Annotated in this window: 14 protein-coding genes and 4 pseudogenes; 13 read left to right on the forward strand and 5 right to left on the reverse strand. The window is 40.7% G+C overall.

What is annotated here, in order from left to right; translation table 11 throughout:
* Positions 1-6: 6 nt before the first annotated feature.
* The 3 genes from FD716_RS18690 to FD716_RS19310 all read right to left on the reverse strand — a co-directional run bounded on the left by FD716_RS18690 (position 7) and on the right by FD716_RS19310 (position 2,666).
* Positions 7-1,425, reverse strand: coding sequence for an IS1182 family transposase (locus FD716_RS18690; protein ID WP_139853768.1), 1,419 nt, complete (start codon positions 1,423-1,425; stop codon positions 7-9).
* A 187-nt stretch (positions 1,426-1,612) separates the two neighbouring features.
* The gene (locus FD716_RS19305; protein ID WP_316961211.1) at positions 1,613-1,966 is read right to left on the reverse strand and encodes a HipA domain-containing protein; all 354 of its coding nucleotides are present in this window, start codon (positions 1,964-1,966) and stop codon (positions 1,613-1,615) included.
* Positions 1,938-2,666: a HipA domain-containing protein gene (locus FD716_RS19310; RefSeq protein ID WP_139853770.1), complete on the reverse strand. Its 729-nt coding sequence runs from the start codon at positions 2,664-2,666 to the stop codon at positions 1,938-1,940. Before FD716_RS19310 ends, FD716_RS19305 begins: the two co-directional genes overlap by 29 nt.
* A 78-nt stretch (positions 2,667-2,744) precedes the next feature.
* Here FD716_RS19310 and FD716_RS18705 point away from each other — a divergent pair, with 78 nt between their 5' ends.
* From FD716_RS18705 to FD716_RS18730, 6 genes and pseudogenes are all read left to right on the forward strand, one after another.
* Positions 2,745-3,128 (forward strand): transposase, encoded by a 384-nt coding sequence (locus FD716_RS18705; RefSeq protein WP_139853771.1) that lies wholly within the window; start codon positions 2,745-2,747, stop codon positions 3,126-3,128.
* On the forward strand, positions 3,125-3,460 hold the full coding sequence (gene tnpB, locus FD716_RS18710; RefSeq protein ID WP_004733288.1) for an IS66 family insertion sequence element accessory protein TnpB: 336 nt from the start codon (positions 3,125-3,127) through the stop codon (positions 3,458-3,460). Before FD716_RS18705 ends, tnpB begins: the two co-directional genes overlap by 4 nt.
* Before the next feature lie 74 nt (positions 3,461-3,534).
* Positions 3,535-4,605, forward strand: a pseudogene (gene tnpC, locus FD716_RS18715) (IS66 family transposase); the annotation flags it as partial.
* A gap of 150 nt (positions 4,606-4,755) precedes the next feature.
* Positions 4,756-5,427, forward strand: a complete 672-nt coding sequence (locus tag FD716_RS18720; protein ID WP_139853772.1) for a hypothetical protein — start codon at positions 4,756-4,758, stop codon at positions 5,425-5,427.
* On the forward strand, positions 5,424-10,493 hold the full coding sequence (locus FD716_RS18725; RefSeq protein WP_139853773.1) for a site-specific integrase: 5,070 nt from the start codon (positions 5,424-5,426) through the stop codon (positions 10,491-10,493). The genes FD716_RS18720 and FD716_RS18725 overlap by 4 nt, the downstream gene beginning before the upstream one ends.
* 789 nt (positions 10,494-11,282) lie before the next feature.
* A pseudogene (locus FD716_RS18730) lies at positions 11,283-12,017 on the forward strand (HNH endonuclease); the annotation flags it as partial.
* A gap of 103 nt (positions 12,018-12,120) precedes the next feature.
* Here the strand turns inward: FD716_RS18730 and ltrA are convergent.
* Positions 12,121-13,782 carry a group II intron reverse transcriptase/maturase gene (ltrA, locus tag FD716_RS18735; protein ID WP_005167203.1) on the reverse strand — a complete coding sequence of 554 codons (1,662 nt, stop codon included), beginning with the start codon at positions 13,780-13,782 and terminating at the stop codon, positions 12,121-12,123.
* 577 nt (positions 13,783-14,359) lie between these two features.
* On the opposite strand from ltrA, the pseudogene FD716_RS18745 reads away from it, so the two are divergent.
* Both FD716_RS18745 and FD716_RS18750 read left to right on the forward strand, forming a co-directional pair.
* Positions 14,360-15,283: pseudogene (locus FD716_RS18745) on the forward strand (HNH endonuclease signature motif containing protein); the annotation flags it as partial.
* 547 nt (positions 15,284-15,830) lie between these two features.
* On the forward strand, positions 15,831-17,063 hold the full coding sequence (locus FD716_RS18750) for an ATP-binding protein (protein ID WP_001255534.1): 1,233 nt from the start codon (positions 15,831-15,833) through the stop codon (positions 17,061-17,063).
* Positions 17,064-17,335: 272 nt separating this feature from the next.
* Here FD716_RS18750 and FD716_RS18755 read toward each other — a convergent pair whose 3' ends face one another.
* Positions 17,336-17,665, reverse strand: coding sequence for a DUF4236 domain-containing protein (locus FD716_RS18755; protein ID WP_139853775.1), 330 nt, complete (start codon positions 17,663-17,665; stop codon positions 17,336-17,338).
* 208 nt (positions 17,666-17,873) lie between these two features.
* Between FD716_RS18755 and FD716_RS18760 the strand changes: the two genes are divergently transcribed.
* The 5 genes and pseudogenes from FD716_RS18760 to FD716_RS18780 all read left to right on the forward strand — a co-directional run bounded on the left by FD716_RS18760 (position 17,874) and on the right by FD716_RS18780 (position 20,885).
* Complete coding sequence (locus tag FD716_RS18760) at positions 17,874-18,740, forward strand: WYL domain-containing protein (RefSeq protein ID WP_139853776.1); 867 nt, start codon at positions 17,874-17,876, stop codon at positions 18,738-18,740.
* 10 nt (positions 18,741-18,750) lie between these two features.
* Entirely contained in the window at positions 18,751-19,362 is a 612-nt protein-coding gene (locus tag FD716_RS18765; RefSeq protein ID WP_004758931.1) for a DUF1819 family protein, read from the forward strand.
* Between the two features lie 16 nt (positions 19,363-19,378).
* Positions 19,379-19,954 (forward strand): DUF1788 domain-containing protein, encoded by a 576-nt coding sequence (locus tag FD716_RS18770; RefSeq protein ID WP_002010699.1) that lies wholly within the window; start codon positions 19,379-19,381, stop codon positions 19,952-19,954.
* Positions 19,955-19,995: 41 nt separating this feature from the next.
* Positions 19,996-20,268, forward strand: a pseudogene (locus tag FD716_RS18775) (DUF6079 family protein); the annotation flags it as partial.
* Between the two features lie 194 nt (positions 20,269-20,462).
* Positions 20,463-20,885 (forward strand): hypothetical protein, encoded by a 423-nt coding sequence (locus FD716_RS18780; RefSeq protein ID WP_039047816.1) that lies wholly within the window; start codon positions 20,463-20,465, stop codon positions 20,883-20,885.
* The last annotated feature ends 7 nt before the right edge of the window (positions 20,886-20,892 follow it).

Below are 20,892 nucleotides of genomic sequence, written 5' to 3' on the forward strand. Positions count from 1 at the left end.
TTATTTTTAAGCATATTGAGGGCTAAAAAATACAATAAAAAACACCTTCCATAAGTGCAAGGCGATTTTCTTCATGTTTTGTGCTGTAGCTGCAAGTAAACATTGCTGCGTTACTCGCATTAAACCTCGGAAACGCGCATAACGGTGACCATGTAATTGTTTTGCATCCGCGAAACTTCGTTCAACCGTTTCCTTCCGCCTCGAATAAATCTTTTTGCCTTGTGGACTTAGCCGAATGGCATTCATTCGCTCCTTACTTTCTTCCCAAACATGCCGTGTCACTACTTTGGTTATATTCTTACTCTGCGTACATTTTTCACGCACTGGGCAATTCAAACATACACTCGCATCAGAATGATAATGCTTATAACCTTGACGATTCGTCGTTTTATAAATTAATGGCTGACCTTGTGGGTATTGATAGCAATCCTTCTCGGCATCATAAACATATTCCCGTTTGTAGAAATAACCTTTCTTATGATTTGGGCGTCGATAGCCCATAACAGGAGCAATGCTGCGTTGTTCCAAGCCATAGCAAATGGCACTAGTTGCATAGCCTGCATCCAAACCTACACTATGCGGGCTAAAACCAAAACACGCGATTTGATAGTCCAATCGTTCTAAATAAGGGCGACTATCATGCACATTGCCAGCCATTACATGCGTATCTGTAATGATCGCAAATTTATGATCAACACTACGATGATCCAAATAGAAGAAGCCTTTCGGTTTACCTTCTCGATGCATGTAGCCACTTTCAGGATCTGTGGTACTGGTTTTGATATTGCGAGTTTTACCTGTCCCTCCTGCACTTGGAGGATCATCATCATTGCGGGTTTGCTCTGATTGAGGTTTTAAGGGTTTCTGCCCATGTTTTGCACGTTCAAGTGTGACCGCTTGCTCTAAATCATTGAGATAATTAACACTACTTTCTTGGACCACTTGATTGATACATTTGTTTTTATTGGCATTGGCTTTAAGATGAGTGGAATCTGTATAAATGACTTGTCCATCCACCATTTGATGATGTATGGCAAGAAAGACGATTTCTTTAAAAATATCCTGATACACGGTGTTGTCTTTGAAGCGTCGACGTCGAGTTTGGCTTAAAGTTGAAGCATTGGGTACTTTCTGAGTCAGTGAGTAGCCGATATACCAACGGTAGGCGAGATTGACTTCAATTTCTCGCATTAATTGGCGTTCACTACGAATTCCAAAGAGATAGCCAAGGAGCAGGATTTTAAAGAAGACCACAGGGTCTAAAGCAGGCCGTCCATTATCAGGACAATAGAGATGTGCGACACGTTCACGAATGAAGTTGAGATCAATCGCTTTTTCTATTTTACGAACGAGATGATCCTGAGGCACAAGTTCTTCTAGTGTGACCATCTCGATTTCGGTTTGGGTGGTGTAGTTTTTTAGCATACGGTGATTATAAAAAAAGTCTCACATAAATGTGAGACCTTTGTCAGCAATCTGAAAAGTGTAGCAAGTTGCTACACTTTTTTATCCCCCTCAAACTAATTACATCCTCATGCATTATTGAAATTTGCTTTCTTAAGTATGCTTCTTTACATTTGGTCTTTGAGAGTACTGTTACTTCGGACTGAGATTAAATTCTGCCATTCTTCTTGGGGAGTAGTTTTATATTTATGATCTCTTTCGCCTGAAACTCGGTTAACCCAAAAGCATTGCAACGACTCAAGAGGTTTTGCGCTGTTCCGATTCGACCTTCTGCACCCACGGCGATCGCATGTTCTTTGGGGTAAGATGCTCGTGATCCGTGCGGTAGAACATCAAATAGAGGGCTAAGTGAATAATGATGATTTTTCATGTTATGCATTAAGAAGCCATGGTATTTTAAATGATCATCTGTATTGCTGATCATTACATTCAAGACCATGCGCTTATATGGCTCTAATTGATTGCTGATTGCGTCATAGCAAATCTGACTGCAAATGCATATAAAACATCTTTAAGTCGCCTACGCGCACTTTACGGATGTTCATGAGGCTATGTGCGCTGATGTAGTATTTCTTTCGCTCAGGGCAGTTACGATCAAAATGATCAACAAGCAAAATAGGGTTGACTTCCACTTCCTCAAGCTCAACATTGCTGATATTTAAGCCCAAGGCTTGCGCCATCTTCATTGATGCATATTCAACTTTTGCATTATCAAAGAGGTCATCGGCTTTATTGAATTTCGCAATCCACTCAATGCCTTTGTGCCGCACGACCACTTTAGGTCGTGCACCGCACATTGATGACCCATGGTGAATCAGTTTTGATAAATAATTATCGGTCATCATGCTGATCATGTTTGGGTCTTGGTGCTGATCCACTGCTTTAGATAATTTTAAGTAAGTCTGCAAATCAGGAAATTTAACAAAGGATTCTTTGCCAACGGTTTTGATTGCTTTAGATGACAAGCTAGCCACCAAGCACCCAACTGCATTACCACGTGCCGCAATCAGCCATTCAATTTGATTGAGTGGTACGCGAGTGTGCTGAGTTAACGTAAGCTTACGTCCCCAATTGTTGGGCGTAACATCTGCAAGTACGCCAAAGCCATCTTTAGCTGCAGTGGTGTACGCCGTGTTGGGTGTAACAAATGGCAGATTAATTGGATCAAGCTCAAATGAGTAATGGAGATTCAAAGTAAGCATCCGGCTAACACAGCCTTACCAAGCGATCCTATAAGCCTTAATTTAGTTCCCACCTAAAAACAAGTGGGGACTTAATCCATGAATATGGATATATATTCAGCAACACCTCATGTTGCTAAAAAACGCAGAACATACAGCAAAGAATTCAAACTCAGTATTGTCAATGCCTGTAAAAATCCTAATACCTCGATCGCTTCGGTCGCACTGCAACATAGTATTAATGCCAACCTTGTCAGTCGTTGGATCAGGATCTTCAGCCATCATGAGGGTGCCGTGCAGGATCCTACTCATGTGAATCCAGCATTTATTGCTTTGCCTTACACTGCTGCAATCAGCCAACCTATTGATGAGAGGATCACGTTGTGTATCACCGTGCCTCATACGAATAATGATATTCAGCTAAAATGGCAGACATCAGAAATACCTGCCTTGGCAGAATTACTCAAGGCACTTGCAACATGATCCGCATTGATGAAATCTGGTTGTCTACTCAGCCCATGGACATGCGTGCAGGTATGGATACGACCATGGCTCAGGTGGTGAGAGCCTTTGGCTACATCAAACCGCATTGTGCTTACCTGTTCTGTAATAAACGTGGCCATCGCATGAAAGTGTTGGTACATGATGGACTGGGCATCTGGCTGTGTGCCCGGCGGCTGGAACAGGGCAAATTTCACTGGGCTCAAGTTCACCAAGGTGAAAGCGTGGCCCTCAGCCCGGAACAGTTACAGGCACTGATCCAAGGTTTGCCCTGGCAGCGCATTGGACGACAGCAGGTGGTGACGATGCTTTAAACCAGGCTGTTCCATTCTGCTATTCTCCAAACGTTCTATTTCATTCTTCTCATGACCTCAGGCATACTGCGGTCATGAATACGCTGCCTGACTTAAGCCAACTGACCCATGAACAACTGCTGGAATTCACCAGGCAGTTGGCGATGCAGCATCAACAACTCGCAGAAGATAAACAACAATTAGATGCTCAAGTTCAACATCTGGAAGTATCAAATCAACAATTAGATGCCAAAGTTAAATCTCTCTCTGTTCTCACTCAAAAATACGAGCATGAACTGGCGCTGTTTAAACGGCATAAGTTCGCCCAAAAGAATGAACACTTAAAGACCAAACAAATCCACCTGTGGGACGAAGCGGTTGATGAAGATATTGCCGCGGTTGATCTGGAACTGGAACGGCTGAATGCAGATAAAACCGATGCAGCGGCACACAAAGGCACAGGCAACAAACCTAAACGTCGACCACTGCCAGATCATCTACACACCATCCGTATTGAGCATGAACCTGCATCAACCCAATGCAGTTGTGGCTGCCAGTTTCGTCGTATCGGCCAAGATGTCAGTGAAAAACTGCATTTCAGACCGGCACAGATCTATAAAGAACAGCATATCCGTGGCAAATGGGTCTGTGATCAGTGTGACACTCTGACTCAGCAAGCGATGCCCGCCTATGTGATTGATAAAGGTATTGCCAGTCCTGAACTGCTCAGCCATGTGCTGGTATCGAAGTATGCCGATCATTTGCCGCTGTACCGTCAGCGCCTGATCTATCAGCGGGCGGGAATCGAACTTTCTAGATCAACTTTATCTGACTGGATAGGTCGCTGCGGTGTAGAACTGGAACCTCTGGCCAATGCCTTAAAACAGGTGGTGCTGCAACAGCGGGTGATCCATGCCGATGAAACGCCGGTCACCATTATGCGGATGGGTGAGAATGAGAAAAAACCGAAGAAAGGTTATGTCTGGGCCTATGCCACCACACAGTACAATCCAGTTCAAGCGGTGATCTATGACTTTCAAGATAGTCGTTCAGGCCAGCATGCTGCAGAGTTCTTGAAAGGCTGGCAGGGCTATCTGGTCTGTGATGATTACAGTGGTTATAAAGCACGCTTTAAATCAGGCCAGGTCATTGAGGTGGGCTGCATGCTTTAGTATAAAAATAAGGTTAGTAAATAAATCATATAATTCAGATACTTTTTTAGTAAATATAAAATATATTTGATTTTATTTTGTTAATTTAGGGACTGTGTTATTCTATTATTGTAACGCTAAAAATAATTTACCTGTGCGAAAAAAATGATGACACCATTGCTCATTGATGCATTAACAATATCTGAAGGTAGGTTTGAAAAACCATGCCCAGCTTTAGTTTTGAAAATGATGTTACTCAATGGGGAAATAAGCAGTGAGTTTTCAGAAAAAATTAAAAATCAAGCATTACTACTGCTCGCGATATATCGTAAGTTACTGCTTGCTCTTGAGACAGATTTACGTAATGTAAAAGATCTAAAGAACAGTGTGAAAAGAAGACACTGGGGTAAAGTGGATAAAGTACAGGACAAGATGGTGGTTGCAGACCAACTTCGGCTAAAGCGTTTAGATCCAGAAGAAATGATTTTATTTTTAAATACACAGCATTATTTAAATAAGCTGCCTATTTCCTTTGTAAAAAAACTGGTAGGTTGGGCTCCACCAGTGGTGAGTGGTACTTTTTTAATCGAAAATGTTTTAGCAGGTTATATCTCCCAAAAGCTTTTACCATTAGAAAAAATTAAAGTAAAAGAGCTTGGAAAATCTGTGCAACCCTATTTTCACATAGCTGACTTTTTTGTGCTTTTACCTCAACTAGAAGAACTTTATCAAAAATATCAAAAGCAAATTGTTCGTTTGGCGCCAACGGCAGAAGTTGCTTTAGCTTTAACAGACTTTGAGAAAGCATGGATTTATCGTCTTAGGAGTAGGCTATGAATATTTATTTTCAGCAACTGAAAGAATGGATAAACCAGAATACCCCTATAGAAGAACAAAAACTCCTCCGAGCATTATTTTTATTACGTGCACATTATAGCTTAGCCGGTATCGTTATCATTTGTCAGCGAATTTTCACCTTGATTGGTGATAATGAATTACCAAAATTTCGTGATGAGCTTAAGACTTTAGAGATCATTAGTGCATTAGAGTATTCTGAGGAATATTCACATTTTTTTTCAAAAACAACGGATAAAAATAAACATAACCCCACGCCATTACGTCCATACACTGGAGACAGTGGAATTTGTGATTTGCTATTGATTCAAGCAGGAGAAAATCATAATAATGAGAGTTTTGATACTGTAATTATTTGGTTTTTAGAGCAAATTTTTCATTTTCAAGACAAGGTACATGCTCTTGAGCTTTATAGTAGTTATTTAAAGGGTGATGGAAGCATAAAGCTGAAAGACCAAAAAGGATCTCGTGTGTACAATGCCTTTTTAGCGATTAGGCTATTAGGTGATGCTGGTAATACACAGATTTTAGAAGATGTAAAAGCTTCACTGCTTCAAAATTCACCGAAGCAACTGATTCAGTTAATGTCTGTTCATAATAATGATGAACAATTAAATAAAATTTATTATGCATTAAAGCTATTTTTATCACAAATCTGGCGAAATAATCGGCTAAAAAATAACAAAAAACGTCGAGAGTTTTTACACCGTATAGGGATAAAGCACAAAAAATTGATCCTGCAACGATATGGTTCATTAAGTATTGCTATTCAACCTTTAGAAGATGTAGATGAAATTCATCGTGGTCTAGTCTCAGATGTATTTGAGGATGATGAGATTGAAGAAGATGAAACACCATTGGAGCCCTTGTTTAGATTTTTTTTGGCAGAACAATCCGATTTACTTCGAGGGTTTTATGCATCTAAGTCGACTTCTCAACATATTGAAGCTGCAAATGTTGGTTTAGTTTGGACCAAATCGCGATTGTCCTTAAATTCAATTCAAGAAGTATTTAGACTCTGTCAACCATCTCATACAGATACCAGCATGATGTTACGCGCAAAATTAGCTTTGATATTAAGCTTGCTCACCGGACGTCCGGTGGGTGAATTTAAAGCGCCAAGTTTTAGTCAAAATACTGGTCATAATAATATTACTGGTCATAATAATATTACTATTAAGTATGATCATACTTTATCTGCATATGTATTGAGTATTTTAGCTGGGACACCAATACTCAAAAAAAAGCCAAAAAAATCTAAATTTCACGTGCCATGGACCAACGAGTTACATTTGATTTTACCGATTGAACTCAATGATTTGGTGAGTCAAGTCAAAAATCTTGGGATTACAAGACAGCATATTGCAGTTGAACGTGACGCGAGTGAACTGATTAACCGTGTACCTAAAGAGCTAGAAATCAGCCTCAAAAGCATTCGAGATATTCTTCCACGGTTGTTATATGATCATAGCCAAGGTGATTTAGCTGTCGTTAAAGCAGTGACGAATGCATCAGGTCGAAATTATGATAACTTGATTCATTATGCCTCTTTTGAACAGAGGCAACTTGAGCAACTCTGGGCTGCTTGTTTAAGAACGATAAAAATTAATATTCCTGAATATATATACTCTTCCAATAAGCGGGTGGGTAGCCCAATTGGAATAAAGATTATTGAAATACAAAATGAAATTGCACGAATAAAAAATTATATATATCAAGCCAATGAACAGAAAGATTGGCAGATGTTCTTTAAGTACTTAATGTCATATACGGAATTATGGATAAATCTTGCCACAGCTGGTCGAGGGATTAAACAACCCTTTCCAAAGTGGATCAGTCAGCAAGGCTGGGCCTTGATTCAAGATAAGCATCATCAAAATGAATCAACTGATCGTTATGTGCCATTGACTCCAGCATTGATCAAACAAATTCAAAGTTTACGTGGTTTGATGGGAATGTTGGGGGAGCAAATTGAGCTACGTGTTGATTTATCATCTTATGCAGTGCAACTGTATGATCCTCATCAGATTGAAGATTTAATTAGAAATTGGGCACGGAAGTTGGTTCGCTCTGATCGTAATCAGTTACCTGGGAGGTTCAAGGACGCTGGACTTGGGCACTGGATACGGGGTCGTCATCCATGGGATATATTATCCGTATTTCCTGTATCAGCCTTTAAACAACAGTGGCTTGATGTACAAGAAAACTTGCAAAAACAATTAGGTTTCGAGTGTATTGAAGATTTTGATTTTTTAAAAATCAAGAATGTTCCTACATTTGTTTTAACTCAAGAGACTAAAACAGTACAAGTAGAGACAAAGCTTAGAATAGAGTTTTCAGAAAATGATGTAAAAGAATGGCTGAAAAACCCAGACTATAAGTCCTATTATCAGCTGATTTTTGAGGAAAATCCTGAGCCACAAGTAGCTTTAGAGCTTGGCCATCTATTAGCCTCAAATTTAGCTAAAAATAAAAATATTGATTTGCCTCAAGCGATTAAAGCATATTGTGCTTATATTCGCGATGAAGCGAAAATTCCTTTATTCGTTCAGTTACCTCAAAAGGCTCATCGTACATGGCTGACATCTGAAAATAGTTTTAGTACATGGTGTTATATAGAACAAAACTTACTTGATCATATTCAGAAGGATTTAGAACATTTACCTGAACATCAAAATTGTGATGTTGAAATAGGACGTTTGCTGGTTGTACTCTCCATGTATTCACAACTGTGCAGAGTGAGCCATTTACAAGCGATGTTGGAGTTTATTGCTTCTGATCAACATATAGTCGCTATGGGGAATAGTCGGCTCGTTGAACTGACAGTGAATAATGATAGATCTGTGACAAAGATACGCCGTACAGTAATGTTAAGTCCTTATGTCTCGACGTTAATTTTAGTAGACCGACAGTATCTACAGCCCCGATTAGAAGAGATTTTAGCACAGCCAAGAAATCAACAAAGAACGGCTTGGCAAAAGTGTTTTAATACATATTTAAAACAAATAGGGGTTAAGTCAACTCTATCGTTAGCTCAATGGTTGAAAGCTTTACAGCAAAATGTGATGTTAAATAGCACTCCGTTGATTGCAGGTTATATATCAGGCCAAGTCCTGACTGAAGATCTTTCAATAAATGAATTATTACGCTTATTCGAATATGAAAAATTAACCACAAATTTAGATAGCACTGAGCCAGAAAGTGAAATAGAAATAGACGATGAGCAACTACATTTGTCTGATATTTTAGCGATGATTCAGCAACTAAAAGGTGAATCTAGATCAAGCATTTGGCTTAAACAGCTTGCTAGTAATAAAACGAATCGCTACTCAGTCAATTTATTAACATGCTTTGTGCAATGGTTGATTTTACGCTGTGATGCAGAAGAGTTAAGTCTACAGAATCGAAATATGATTCATCTACATTTAGCTATCGTCAGTGCAGGTATATTGGGGTTTTCAGAAGATTTAACAAAAGATAGCCAGATTAATGAAGATGTATTTCAAAAATGGATGGAGTTGACGCAAGAGCATTTTCCACACCGCAAGCATCTCGCAGCGTGGAATCGCTTTAGGGATTTTTTAATTCAGTTAAATGATGATCGTATAAGGTTACAAAAGCGTACAGCGCATCAAGCAAGTGCTAAAGTTTTTTCAAAAAATGAAGTGCGGCAGATCGTTCAAATATTACAATCCGTAGAATCTGGGGTGAATGATACTGTTTTACGCCTAGAGATTCAGCGTCATTTTCGTTTATCTGCGGCGATGGGTGTACGCCGTTCAGAGGCGCTTCATTTACGGCCCTTAGATATTGATGAGGATATGCTCAGAATTCGTCCTTATGGTGAGCATCAGTTAAAAACACTTGGATCAGAACGTGTTGTTCCGATGAATTTATTAAGCCAGACGATTAAAAAGGGATTAGATGATATTTATAAGAATAAAAAAGATTCAATATTAATTTCCGATGAGAACAGTGAGCATAGGACTTTTTTTGATCAAATATCTCAAATATTAAAGAAAGTCACTGGAGATGTTGATCTCAGCTTACATCATTTAAGACATACGTTTGCAAGTGCATATACTTTAAAGTGTTTGCAAACAGTGGTGGATTTTAAAGCGCTGACGATAGAACTGCCATGGCTACAAACTTGGATGCCATCGAATGAGCAATTTAATACGCTAGTAGGCAATGAAGGACAGGTTGGGCAAGGGATTAAGGCGATTAGTCGAGTGCTTGGACATTTACATGAATCGACAACATTAAAGCATTATATTCATATCTTATTTCTAGCTACTTATGCCTATAGCATGCAACAACAGCAACCCAATTTACATAGTGCATTTTTTAAGCGAGTCATGAGTCGGAGTAATTTATTCAGGCATTTCCAAGCGATTAACCAACACAATGGTAATCTAAAATATGAGTTGAGAGATACCATCGAAAAATATGTGCTCAAAAAAATAGAAAGTCAGAGGTGGGTAATCTATGCTCAAAAAAGAGGGAATTCGACGGGTAAAGTAATTAAACACGAACTGTTTCAAAAGATTGAAGATATTGAGCGGTATCTTATTTCTGGACAGGGGCAGCCACAATTAGATATTGAGCCCTGGAAGAGAGCTTTAATTACGATGTCAAACATTCCTTCAGGTAAACGTGGTTCAAATATAGGAAGACATCCATTCTTGACACAAGGAAAATTAGCACGTTTGCCTGAATTACTAAGGGCTGTAGATTTTAATTTCGCACAAGAGATTTTAGAGCGATTTGATTATTTAGAACAAAACCAATCAGAAACTTACAATTGGTTAATAAAAAAATGGTTGTATGAAAGTAATGTAACAAAAGTATTGATGCATTTTACGGCAGAGGATGAACCTATGCTTTCAATCCTTACAGAACATCAGTTTTTTCCGATAGTGATGAAACATAATAAATATGATTATTTTAGAATTATGTCTCAACAAGCATCATTAAGCGCCGTGCGATGGGTACTTACGTGGTTGAGTGTACGATATTTGGCGATTGGAGATCATATCAGAATCTAAGTATATATGACTTACGCACGCTTTATTACATAAAGTTTTGAAAGACAGCGCTACCCTAATTGAGCTAAATTCAAGTGACAATTTGGGTATAAGTGCAGCCAAATTCTGTAAATTTGTTCAAGACAGCTAAGTGTGCATGAATATCATTTACCTGACTACATCATACCTTGCATTGTGCAAATAGCCTAAGCATATATCGTTCAATCTAAGGGGCCTAGCCCTTTGCTTGTCAAATATGTGATTTGCCAAGCAAAGGCCTAGGAATCCGCGAATTTGATTTTTTTCTTCGCTTTCCATTTGATCAATATGTTAAGGATTAATATTTTTTATTTAAAAATGAATAAAAAATTCTAATTTGGTTTGACCAAAGAAAAAGATACCCATATGATAATTACGTTACAGCAAAATCTGTAATCGGGCGTGGAAACCCGCATCTCAACGTACTAAAGAGTCACTTTTAGTGGCTCTTTTGTGTCTGCATGGCAATGCTTTATGGCAGGCCAAGTAGGGCAGTCTATGACTGGCCGTTTCGTTGAGCGGTATTTCCACCCCTATTTGGTTTGCCACCATCTCGTGGAAAAGATGTTGGCAAATTTCACATTGATCAACGAGATTACAATATGAAAAATATCATCTTAAAAGTACCCATTTCTCTTAGGTCTCTTTTGTTAGCGCTGACTGGATATTGACGGTCATTTAATTCACAGCTTTAACCAAATCGAACTATATACATTTTCAAATTTCGTACTTGTGCGAAAGTAGGAAAGTGTTGCCTGGAGAAAATAAGAAATGGGTTCTACACGACTATTGACCAATATTATTCAGCGTAAAGTCATGTTGCCAGAAGAAATGTCACCTTCAATGCAGCGTGACAATTTTGAAGTGGCACTGACTGATTTTGAAAAGCATCCAATCATCAAATGTTTATTTAAGGCGGATAACCAGCGTTCTACGGAATGTTGGAGCGTGCAAGAAATTGCAAACTTTATTGAAGATTGCACAGAAGATCAAAACATCAATTTATGCATTTTGTATTGGAAAGATATACACGGCAATATTTACATTATTGATGGGGCACATCGTCTTTCCTGTATCTATGCGTGGATCAATAGATATTTTGCGGATGAGCAAGTCACTCAAGCACCTAATTTCAATGATCCACAAAAACAAGATATTCGTTACCTCCGCAATTATTTAGGAGATCTCGCTGATTTTCAAAGAATTTGCACTGATGCTGAATTTGCAGAAAAAAAGTCGAAGTTAGAAGATATTAAAATCAGTTTCAGGCAGGTACTGGGGACTCCGGAAGATGCGCGACGGGTATTTCAATCGATTAACTCAGATACTAAACGTTTAGATAAATATGAGGAATATCACCTAAGAAATCGCGGTAGTGATGCGTATTATGCGATCTATGCCTGTTGTTATATCAATGACAATAAATCTAACCTAGAAGAGCTCCAATATACACGTTTAAATGAGTTGATTGAGTTAGGGGAGAGGATCCACCAGCTACTTTTGTCGGGTAGTCAGACGCAGTTACCTACGTCCAACCCCCTAAGAACCGTGCATGCGAGTTTCCCAGCACACGGCTCAAGCCTCTGCTAAGGCGCCATTCGGCACCCGGTTATACATCGTTGACATTGGCAAACTGAACACTCCTCGGACAATACAGATGGTAAATCTCAAGATTAGCAACTGCATCCGTTCCACCATGACTTAGCTTCACAATATGACGGCTGTGCCATGGTGTATCTTTGGTGACTGGTTTAAGACAGGCGCAGCAGCGACCACCTTGTTTTAGCCACACCCGATACAGCTTGGCTCGCCCCTTTGCGGAGACCAGCATTCTTTTACCCCATCGGGATTCGAAGTACTCATCCCATGCGGGGTCATGAGGGTTAGCAGCAGCCTTGATCTTGATATGTCGCACAATTGGCGTGTCCGAGGCAGACACTAATGTGTATTGTCGCTTCCGACCATCGGCGGACTGTTCATCACATGAGAACACCCATCGACGCGCTCCTTGTACTTTGAAATACCGATCTTTGACCCATCGGAGTGTCTTGCGAGGGTGGCGACGTACAGCCCATCGCCAGAGCATTTCCCACACTGCGTTGTCTACCTGGTTGAAAACCTTCTTGGCAACGACATGACTATGATAGTTGGCCCAACCCCTTAGAATCGGGTTGAGCAAACCGATCAAAGTGGCCTGTCGTGTCGCTTTGTTTGCATTGATTAATGCTCGCAGCTTGTCAAGATGAGCGCTGATGTTTGCCTTTGACGGCTTGATCAGTAGCTTGCCGTTGTACTTACGTACGTTCCAGCCAAGAAAATCGAACCCGTTCCCTATGTGCGTGATTTTGGTCTTTTCCTGAGAGAGCACGAGACCGCGCTGCGCCAGAAATTCAACCACGGCAGGACGAACTTCATTTTCGAGCCACTCTTTAGAATACCCCGTGATGATGAAATCATCCGCATACCGTACCAGTTGCAGCTTTTTGCCTGTCCATTTGGCGTTAGAGAACCTCTTCGCCAGCATCGTTTCCAGTCCGTCCAAGGTCATGTTGGCCAGCACCGGGGAGATAATACCTCCTTGCGGTGTTCCGGAAAGACTGGGAAACAGCTTGCTTTGGTAGACGTAACCGGCTTTGAGCCATTTCCGTAGAATCACCTTGTCCATTGGAAGGTTGGCGATCATCCAGTCATGGCTGATATTGTCGAAACAGCCTTGAATGTCACCCTCTAGCACCCACTCCGCACTTACTTTTCTTGACAGCACACCAAAGCACTGTGCTGCAGCATCCGCGGTTGAGCGTTGCGGTCTGAACCCATAAGAGTTCCGATCAGCGATGGTCTCCGCGATGGGTTCCAAAGCCAGCAGATGGAGCGCCTGCATGGCCCGGCATTTCATCGTGGGTATCCCGAGAGGTCTCATCTTGCCATTTTTCTTCGGAATAAGGACTCTCCGAAGCGGAAGGGGCGTGTAACCTCGCCTCTTCAACGACATCATCGCACCGGTCTTGGCCTTGGGTGTATTCCAAGTCACCTTGTCGACCCCAGCCGTGTTTTTGCCTTTGTTTTCAGACACTCGTTTGACGGCCAATGCTTTGCCACTAAACGAGTGAGTCAGCAGCCATTGCAAAGCTTTCGCCTTGTTATGCCTGCCGTCTTGTACCGCCTTCACAATACGCGCTTGCAGCCCTCTGACATGACGCTGTACAGCAATCCAATCGATGCTGTCCCACGATGTGCTGGAAGGTGCACACGCTGATACTGCTGCATTCATTTGCTCTCCCTCCATTAAAAGGGTTCTACACACTCTCTTGTGATGAGAGACCATAAGGACGTCAGCCCGCTTTCGCGTGGGGTAATGTTTCAACCTCTATCCAACCCATTACAGACTGGCATTCGCTTTTTCCTCGTTCCTTCGCCCGCATCACCATGGGCAGTTTTTGCAAACTGCTTTCCCAATGGGAGTAATACGGGATTTCCACGTTCCGCTTACTGAAGTACATCGGCTTAGGTGCCTGCTATCGACCGGGAGGCGTATGGGTCACGAATGCGTAGTCGAAAGACGCAATTCCCACCTCCATTACCGTTTTGGTTCGAGCGTATCAGCCATTTCCGCTCGTTCAACTTAACGATCGTTACGCAGATTCACATGTGTTCACCATACCGATTATCTAGCCCTTGTCCGGCTATGGCTGCCAGAAGGGTACGCCTCTCACGATTGATACCCCGCACCTTGCGGTGCCTCGTTACATTGTCGAAGGCGCTCTTTATTCAGCCTTCTAGATTCACCCGGTGACACGGGTGGTTCCCGCAGGGGGGAACAACTTCATTAAGCGACTTCGTGTCGCACTTCGACCATTTTATTAGACAATGAAATGAGTCATGGCAAAAAAATTGGCTTGGTCAATGAGCTGATGAATATCATTGCGGGTGATCAGATTCATAATATTATGAGTCTGAATCAGGGGGAGCGCGTTGAAAACCTAATGTCGCATCTGTTGACCATTCTTTGCAGAATAGCGACGCCTGTAAAAAATGCTGGGGTTCCGAGTTTGGGCTTACATCCATACTTATATTTTTATAAGGATCAGCGTTTTCAGATTACTTCTTTTCTTGCATGGTTTTCAATTGTGTATGAAATTCATGAAAGCCGCATGCAGATTCATCATCGAAAGATTAGTTTCAAGGACTTCACCCGGGTACGCCGTAGTATTGAGTTCTTGATCGCCAATTTCCCCGTGGCGACCACCGAAACGGTCGGCAAGTTCGGCAGTGGTATCAAGGGCTATGATCGGCTACAAATTGTCTATAAAGCCTTTATTTGCTTAAGCTTGGAAATGGATGTTGATTTTGATGATGAGGAATGCCTGAATACCTTTATTCTGTCCATGTCTAAGGCCTTCAAGTACATAAACTTTAACGAGTTTTATGTCGAAAGATTTTTGGGTGGTTATGATGATGCAGTCGTCAAGCATGTGGTGGGATATGTGGAGTCGATTAGTCCAATTTCTCGGTCAAAGCCCAAGGCTTTTTCGGCATTAACCAAGAGTCTGCTTAAGCACAATTTTCTGGTGGGTAATCATAACTTTTGCCTCATTTGTGATGGATTGATCTATCTTGATTCTACTGAATCGGATCATCGGATTGCCAAAGCCGTAGGTGGGCAAGGTGTTCTAGAGAATGGTCTGCTGGTTCATCCCATCTGTAATAGAATGAAATCAGATCTGAGTCTGGAAGAGATTAGAGCGGATTTGTTTGGTGAATTACTGTATTGAGCAGCAGAGCGATGAGCTCATTTTTGCAGATGTATCAATGATTAATCACATGATTTAACTTTTGATACATTCAGCCAATGTGGTTATTTTTAATTCAGTCCAGAATCACAACCAGAAACTAGCTGTAGTTTCTGAATGACCGTCAAGGTCCTTAGTTTTGCCTATAGATTCCCCCTATGGGCATTTTTTTTTGATCAAAAACATGTATAGGTGACTTTAAAATAAACCTTTTAGCAATTCATACGCAATAAGGCTGATACCATTAGCACAATAAAAATGAGTTCCACTCTAGTTAACATCTTAGTTCCATTTACTTTTCACTTAATTTATATAGCAGTTAAGTCGCAGCATCAATGGCATAACATGACATGGAAAATAATCAAAAAGACAGAATTTGGATTTTGATCAGATCTGCTGTTTACATGCTTCTACAGCAGCTTTGAATGTTTCACTTAACCTTTAAACTTTTCTTAAAACTAAATATATTTACATATACATTCTAAAATTTGATAGAATTAATTAAAACTTTAGATTTCAAGTGTAAACAATGAGAAGCGCTAATATTCGACGTGATGGCTACTTAAAATTTCTGAATACATGGCAAGACCGTGATGTCATTAAAGTGCTTTCGGGTGTACGTCGCTCTGGAAAATCCACCTTGTTAGCGATGTTTCAACAAGACCTAAAAGCACAGGGTGTACAAGCCGAAAACATCATTGCTATCAATTTCGAATTTATGGAATTTGAAGAACTCACAGATTACCGTAAACTACATGATTATGTACTGTCTAAAGTTGATAAAAGTAAAAAAAACTACGTTTTTTTAGATGAAATACAACATGTTACAAATTTTGAGAAAGTAGTCGACTCCTTATATGTTCGGGATTATATCGATTTATATATTACAGGCTCAAATGCATTCTTTCTAAGTGGAGAACTTGCGACTTTACTTACAGGACGCTATATCGAGCAACACGTTCTACCTCTGTCATTCCAAGAATTTAAACAGTGGCATATTGAAAATAATCCGATCATCCAACAATTATCCAATCGTGATTTGTATGCCATGTACACGCGCAGTAGTTTCCCCTATACGCTTGCTATGACTAGCCAGCAGGAAACTTATGATTACTTGCAAGCGGTCTATGCCAGTGTAATGTTTAAAGATGTTATTCCCCGTTTGAATACTGCCGATATTAACTCTCTCGAGCGTGTCGCAAGATATTTGGCAAGCGTGACAGGCTCACCTATTTCCATCAATAAAATTAAAAATACCTTTGTTTCAAGTGGGGTTAAAATTTCATTTGAAACAGTAAAACGCTATATTCAGGGCTTACAGGACAGTTTGTTATTTTATAGTGCCGCACAATTTAAAGTACGCGGGCGTGAGTTATTACAATCCTCTGAAAAATACTATTTAGTTGATGTCGGATTGCGCCGGATTATGTTGCCTGATGCTAATGCTGATCAAGGTCATATCTTAGAAAATGTGATTTATCTTGAGCTTGTCAGACGAGGTTATACGGTCTATGTAGGGCGGGTTGATGAATATGAAATCGATTTTGTTGCTGTCGATACTTTACAGAATTTAACTTATTATCAGGTGGCATTAGAAACGCTCAATGAGGAGACACTCAGCCGAGAGTTACGTCCATTACAGAAAATTTCTGATTCGTATCCCAAGTATTTGCTTACCTTAGACACCATAGGGACTGAAGCGAATTATAATGGTATTGTAAAAATGAGTGCTCTCGATTGGTTGCTATCTGAAAATAAGTAAAGTTGAGGGTAGACATGGATACTCTTATTTATTAATTAAAAATCAAAGACTTTTCAGCATCATTCAAGAATGTATTCAAGCATAATTTCTGCTCCAATTGTGATGGATCGATTTACCTCGACTCGATTGAGTCAGACTATCATGATTGAGCCAGAGTCGCTTACTGAAAGTAGCGAGAATTGCGCTGGAGTTTCTGAAGGATATTAATTCCTTAGTTTGCCCATTCATCCATCTGGGCATTTTTTTTTGATTAAAATACAATGCGGTTCTTGCTAAAAAATGACGGCACCCACCATAAAACACAATATTCCAAAAATAATCCAAGGCCATATCTTTGCCTTCGGTTGTTCTAAATTCTGAGGATCATATTCCGTGTGTTCTTGCGATGTCGGTTGTGGAACACGGGTCTTTTTAGAGTAAGGCTGGTGTTTAGAGTAAGACAGTCCCGTACCTGGAATACCAACACTGGTTCGAGTCCCTTTTTTACCAATATTTAGAGAAGCACCAGGTTTGCCAATGCTGGCACTGCTGATGCCTTTATGGGTCAGATTAATTTTAAAACCCGGGAATAATTTAATACTTTTACGAAATCTAAAACCCATATTGCTCTCATTCTAAAACTTAGCTCAATTCACGCTCTACACCAGGATCCATGATCTGCTAGAGATCTTACTTTGACAGCTATCATCACGATATTAGTATATTTTTTATCTGGTGATTGCAATACTACCTTTAAATACCGTCAAAAATGTTTACTGTATATTTGCTGTAGGGTAATCTTAAAGCTGCTATTTATTGACTGATTGGTATATGACGACAGATAAGCATGAAGTCCTGCTACGAATGCGAGCGATCGAGCTGCTTGCTTACTGGGAAGGTCGTTTGGTTACCAATCGTTTAATGAGCTGGTTTGGGCTCAGTCGACAGCAGGCTTCTGCGGATATCAAGCGTTACAATACGCTGTATAACCCAGATGCCTTGATTCATGACCCCTCCGTCAAGGGTTATGTGCCTAAGGCCAGCTTCCAGCCTGTACTGACTACAGCGCATATCAATGAATATCTCAATATGTTGTCAGGTTTGGTTAGTGAATCGCATGCCCTGATTGCGATGCCAGAACCGAATCTTGCAGCAGTTCAATTACCTGATCGCAGTGTGCGCCCCGAAGTGATTCGGGAGGTTTTGCGTGCCTGCCGAAACCAAAGCACGTTAAAAATGATTTATGCCTCCATGCAGAATCCGCAGTGGCATGAACGCATCATTTCCCCACACACCCTGGTGTATACCGGTTTCCGTTGGCATGTCCGTGCCTATTGCCATCAGAGCAAGCAGTTTAAGGACTTTTTACTCTCCAGGATTGATCGCACACCTGTTGTGGTGGCGATTGAGTCAGTAGACCCTGCTCAGGATCAGCAATGGAATGAAGAAATTGTACTGACGCTGATCCCTAATCCAAAATTGAACTCATCACAACAAGTGCTGGTCGAAAAAGACTTCGGCATGCCTGATGGCAGATTACAGATTCCGGTGAAAAAAGCCCTGGCTCACTATACCTTGCAGCGATATCAGGCCGCGATCACGCTGGCTGAGGCGGATGATGCCTTGAAATATCCCTTGGTACTACAACGCTCAGATATCGAAAAGCTGTCGTCTTACCTGTTTGATCAGGCCTCATAGGAGATTGGCCATGTTAGAACAATTTCATTATGACAGTGACCTGATTGGTGGCTCCCTGATGGTGCGTGAAAGCCGGCTGATCGCTGATCTGTTATTACGAGAAGCGACTCCAGAACAATGGCATCAGGCAATTCAGATTGACAATATTCTGCAAAAAAGAACGCCTGCTTCAGCCCAACGTAACGCCACTGCCATTCGTAAGCGTCTTGAGCGCTTAGAGCCTGATTTCTGGAAAGCTTTGCGTGATGGGGATGATGAGCTGGCGACCCAGGTGGCTTTTTGTGGGGCACTGGAACGCAACCTGTTGCTGCTTGAGTTTATGGAAACGGTGATGAGGGATGCCTATATCTCCCAGGCGCAATACTTGGACAGTTATATCTGGTCAGATTTTTTGGATGAGCGCTCACAACGCGATCCGGATATCTGCGAATGGAAAGAGTCCAGCAAGAAAAAAATGGGGCAGGTGGTGTTTCGCATGCTGGCAGAAGCCGGTTACTTAAAAAGTACCCGTAAGCTGGAGTTACAGCGCGTGATCGTCAGAGCAGAGCTGCGTAGCCTGTTGGAAGAACATTATAAACAACGCATTAAAAGATCTATGGAAGTGTCGCTATGGACGCGTTAGTTGTAGAGGGGCAGCAATGAGTCAAACAATACATGAGCGTCTGAACCAGATTCCAGAGCGAATTCTTTCCACCGAGTTTCTCACCGGGCAAGGACTGGGCAATGAAATTGGCTTCTGGATTTTTGATTATGCACCTGAAGATGAGTTGAAGGTGCGCGAATATCTGCATTTTCTAGACGGGATGCTGGAGAAAAAACACAGTCAGCTGAAGGTGGTGAATATCAACCTGCTGCAAGCCGTGGTGGATTATCTGGCTGAGCGTAACTTCATCGATAAAGCCATTCAAATGCAAAAAGCCAAAGGCGATGAAGCGCTGCTCAAAGCCTTAAAGGGCCCACTGCATATGGATAAGTTCGCGCCTTATCTGGTGAGTAAATATGCCACCAATGCGCAAGATATTGTGTTGATGACTGGGGTAGGGTCGGTTTGGCCACTGTTACGTGCCCATCACTTATTGAACAGTTTGCATTCGTTACTGGGGCATAAGCCAGTGGTGCTGTTTTACCCGGGCTATTACGACGGTCAAGCGATGAGTTTATTTGGAAAAATTCCAAGCAACAATTACTACAGAGCATTCAGATTGGTGCCTTAAACACGGCAAATAGAAATAAGAATTCGGGGGAATGGATTGAGATGAACATTAAAGAACTTTTTTACAAGCCATTAGATCGTGCGATAAACGGGGTGGTCAAGGCAGACCAGAATGACAATACCACGGTATATCAGGAACTCGATGAATACGTGGTCACCAATGAGCTGGAAAAGCATTTTCGGGACTTTTTCCAGTCTTATGGTACAGACCTAAGCGATCCTTCGATTGCCAATCGTGTCGGCGTATGGATTTCAGGCTTCTTTGGTTCAGGTAAATCACACTTCCTGAAAACCTTATCGTATATAACAGAAAACTAAAAAAAAGTGGAAGAATTCTTAAAATTTAGGCCACCCTTGATAAGTAAACTACATGTATTTGTTGATAATTGTAATTTTGATTAAATTTAGTTGATAAATTAAATGAATTTTCATATACAAAGATATGCTCATTTTTCATATCGATAAAAATGTTAAAATTTGACTATTTGATAAAAAATATAGAGATTTTTATGGGGCTATTTATCATGCCCTTTTGCTTTGATCGGCCAGATATTCAGATTGAGATGGTGAAAATCAATTCAGAATTATTGAAAATCAAAAAGATTAAACAGAGTCAGAAAGTCGTAGTACAAGCAAAGTTCAAAGTAATCTACGTCAAAATTTGGCAAAAAATTTTGCTATTGATGCAAACGGAGCGAGGATTACGTGTGCATTCTAATTATGTTGCAATCATACAGTTGATACAAAATCTGGATTATTTTATCGAAAAATCACAGCAACATTCATGCTTTGAGAGAAAAGCCCAAAAAGAGTTAGATGCAAAATTTTTTGCTCGATTTTTTAAGCTGACAAAAAATTCAATAAAAGATCAACTCATACCAAATTGTGCGGATTTAAATGAATTTTACACATACAACTCGATAAAAATTTAATTGAAAA

This window comes from Acinetobacter pullicarnis (assembly GCF_006352475.1).
Lineage (GTDB): Bacteria > Pseudomonadota > Gammaproteobacteria > Pseudomonadales > Moraxellaceae > Acinetobacter > Acinetobacter pullicarnis.

Bases quoted from the DNA above. Each gene is read 5' to 3' on its own strand.
- FD716_RS18690 (WP_139853768.1), bottom strand. From the start codon at position 1,425: ATGCTAAAAAACTACACCACCCAAACCGAAATCGAGATGGTCACACTA.
- FD716_RS19310 (WP_139853770.1), bottom strand. From the start codon at position 2,666: ATGCTTACTTTGAATCTCCATTACTCATTTGAGCTTGATCCAATTAAT.
- FD716_RS18705 (WP_139853771.1), top strand. From the start codon at position 2,745: ATGAATATGGATATATATTCAGCAACACCTCATGTTGCTAAAAAACGC.
- tnpB (WP_004733288.1), top strand. From the start codon at position 3,125: ATGATCCGCATTGATGAAATCTGGTTGTCTACTCAGCCCATGGACATG.
- FD716_RS18720 (WP_139853772.1), top strand. From the start codon at position 4,756: ATGATGACACCATTGCTCATTGATGCATTAACAATATCTGAAGGTAGG.
- FD716_RS18725 (WP_139853773.1), top strand. From the start codon at position 5,424: ATGAATATTTATTTTCAGCAACTGAAAGAATGGATAAACCAGAATACC.
- ltrA (WP_005167203.1), bottom strand. From the start codon at position 13,782: ATGAATGCAGCAGTATCAGCGTGTGCACCTTCCAGCACATCGTGGGAC.
- FD716_RS18750 (WP_001255534.1), top strand. From the start codon at position 15,831: ATGAGAAGCGCTAATATTCGACGTGATGGCTACTTAAAATTTCTGAAT.
- FD716_RS18755 (WP_139853775.1), bottom strand. From the start codon at position 17,665: ATGGGTTTTAGATTTCGTAAAAGTATTAAATTATTCCCGGGTTTTAAA.
- FD716_RS18760 (WP_139853776.1), top strand. From the start codon at position 17,874: ATGACGACAGATAAGCATGAAGTCCTGCTACGAATGCGAGCGATCGAG.
- FD716_RS18765 (WP_004758931.1), top strand. From the start codon at position 18,751: ATGTTAGAACAATTTCATTATGACAGTGACCTGATTGGTGGCTCCCTG.
- FD716_RS18770 (WP_002010699.1), top strand. From the start codon at position 19,379: ATGAGTCAAACAATACATGAGCGTCTGAACCAGATTCCAGAGCGAATT.
- FD716_RS18780 (WP_039047816.1), top strand. From the start codon at position 20,463: ATGGGGCTATTTATCATGCCCTTTTGCTTTGATCGGCCAGATATTCAG.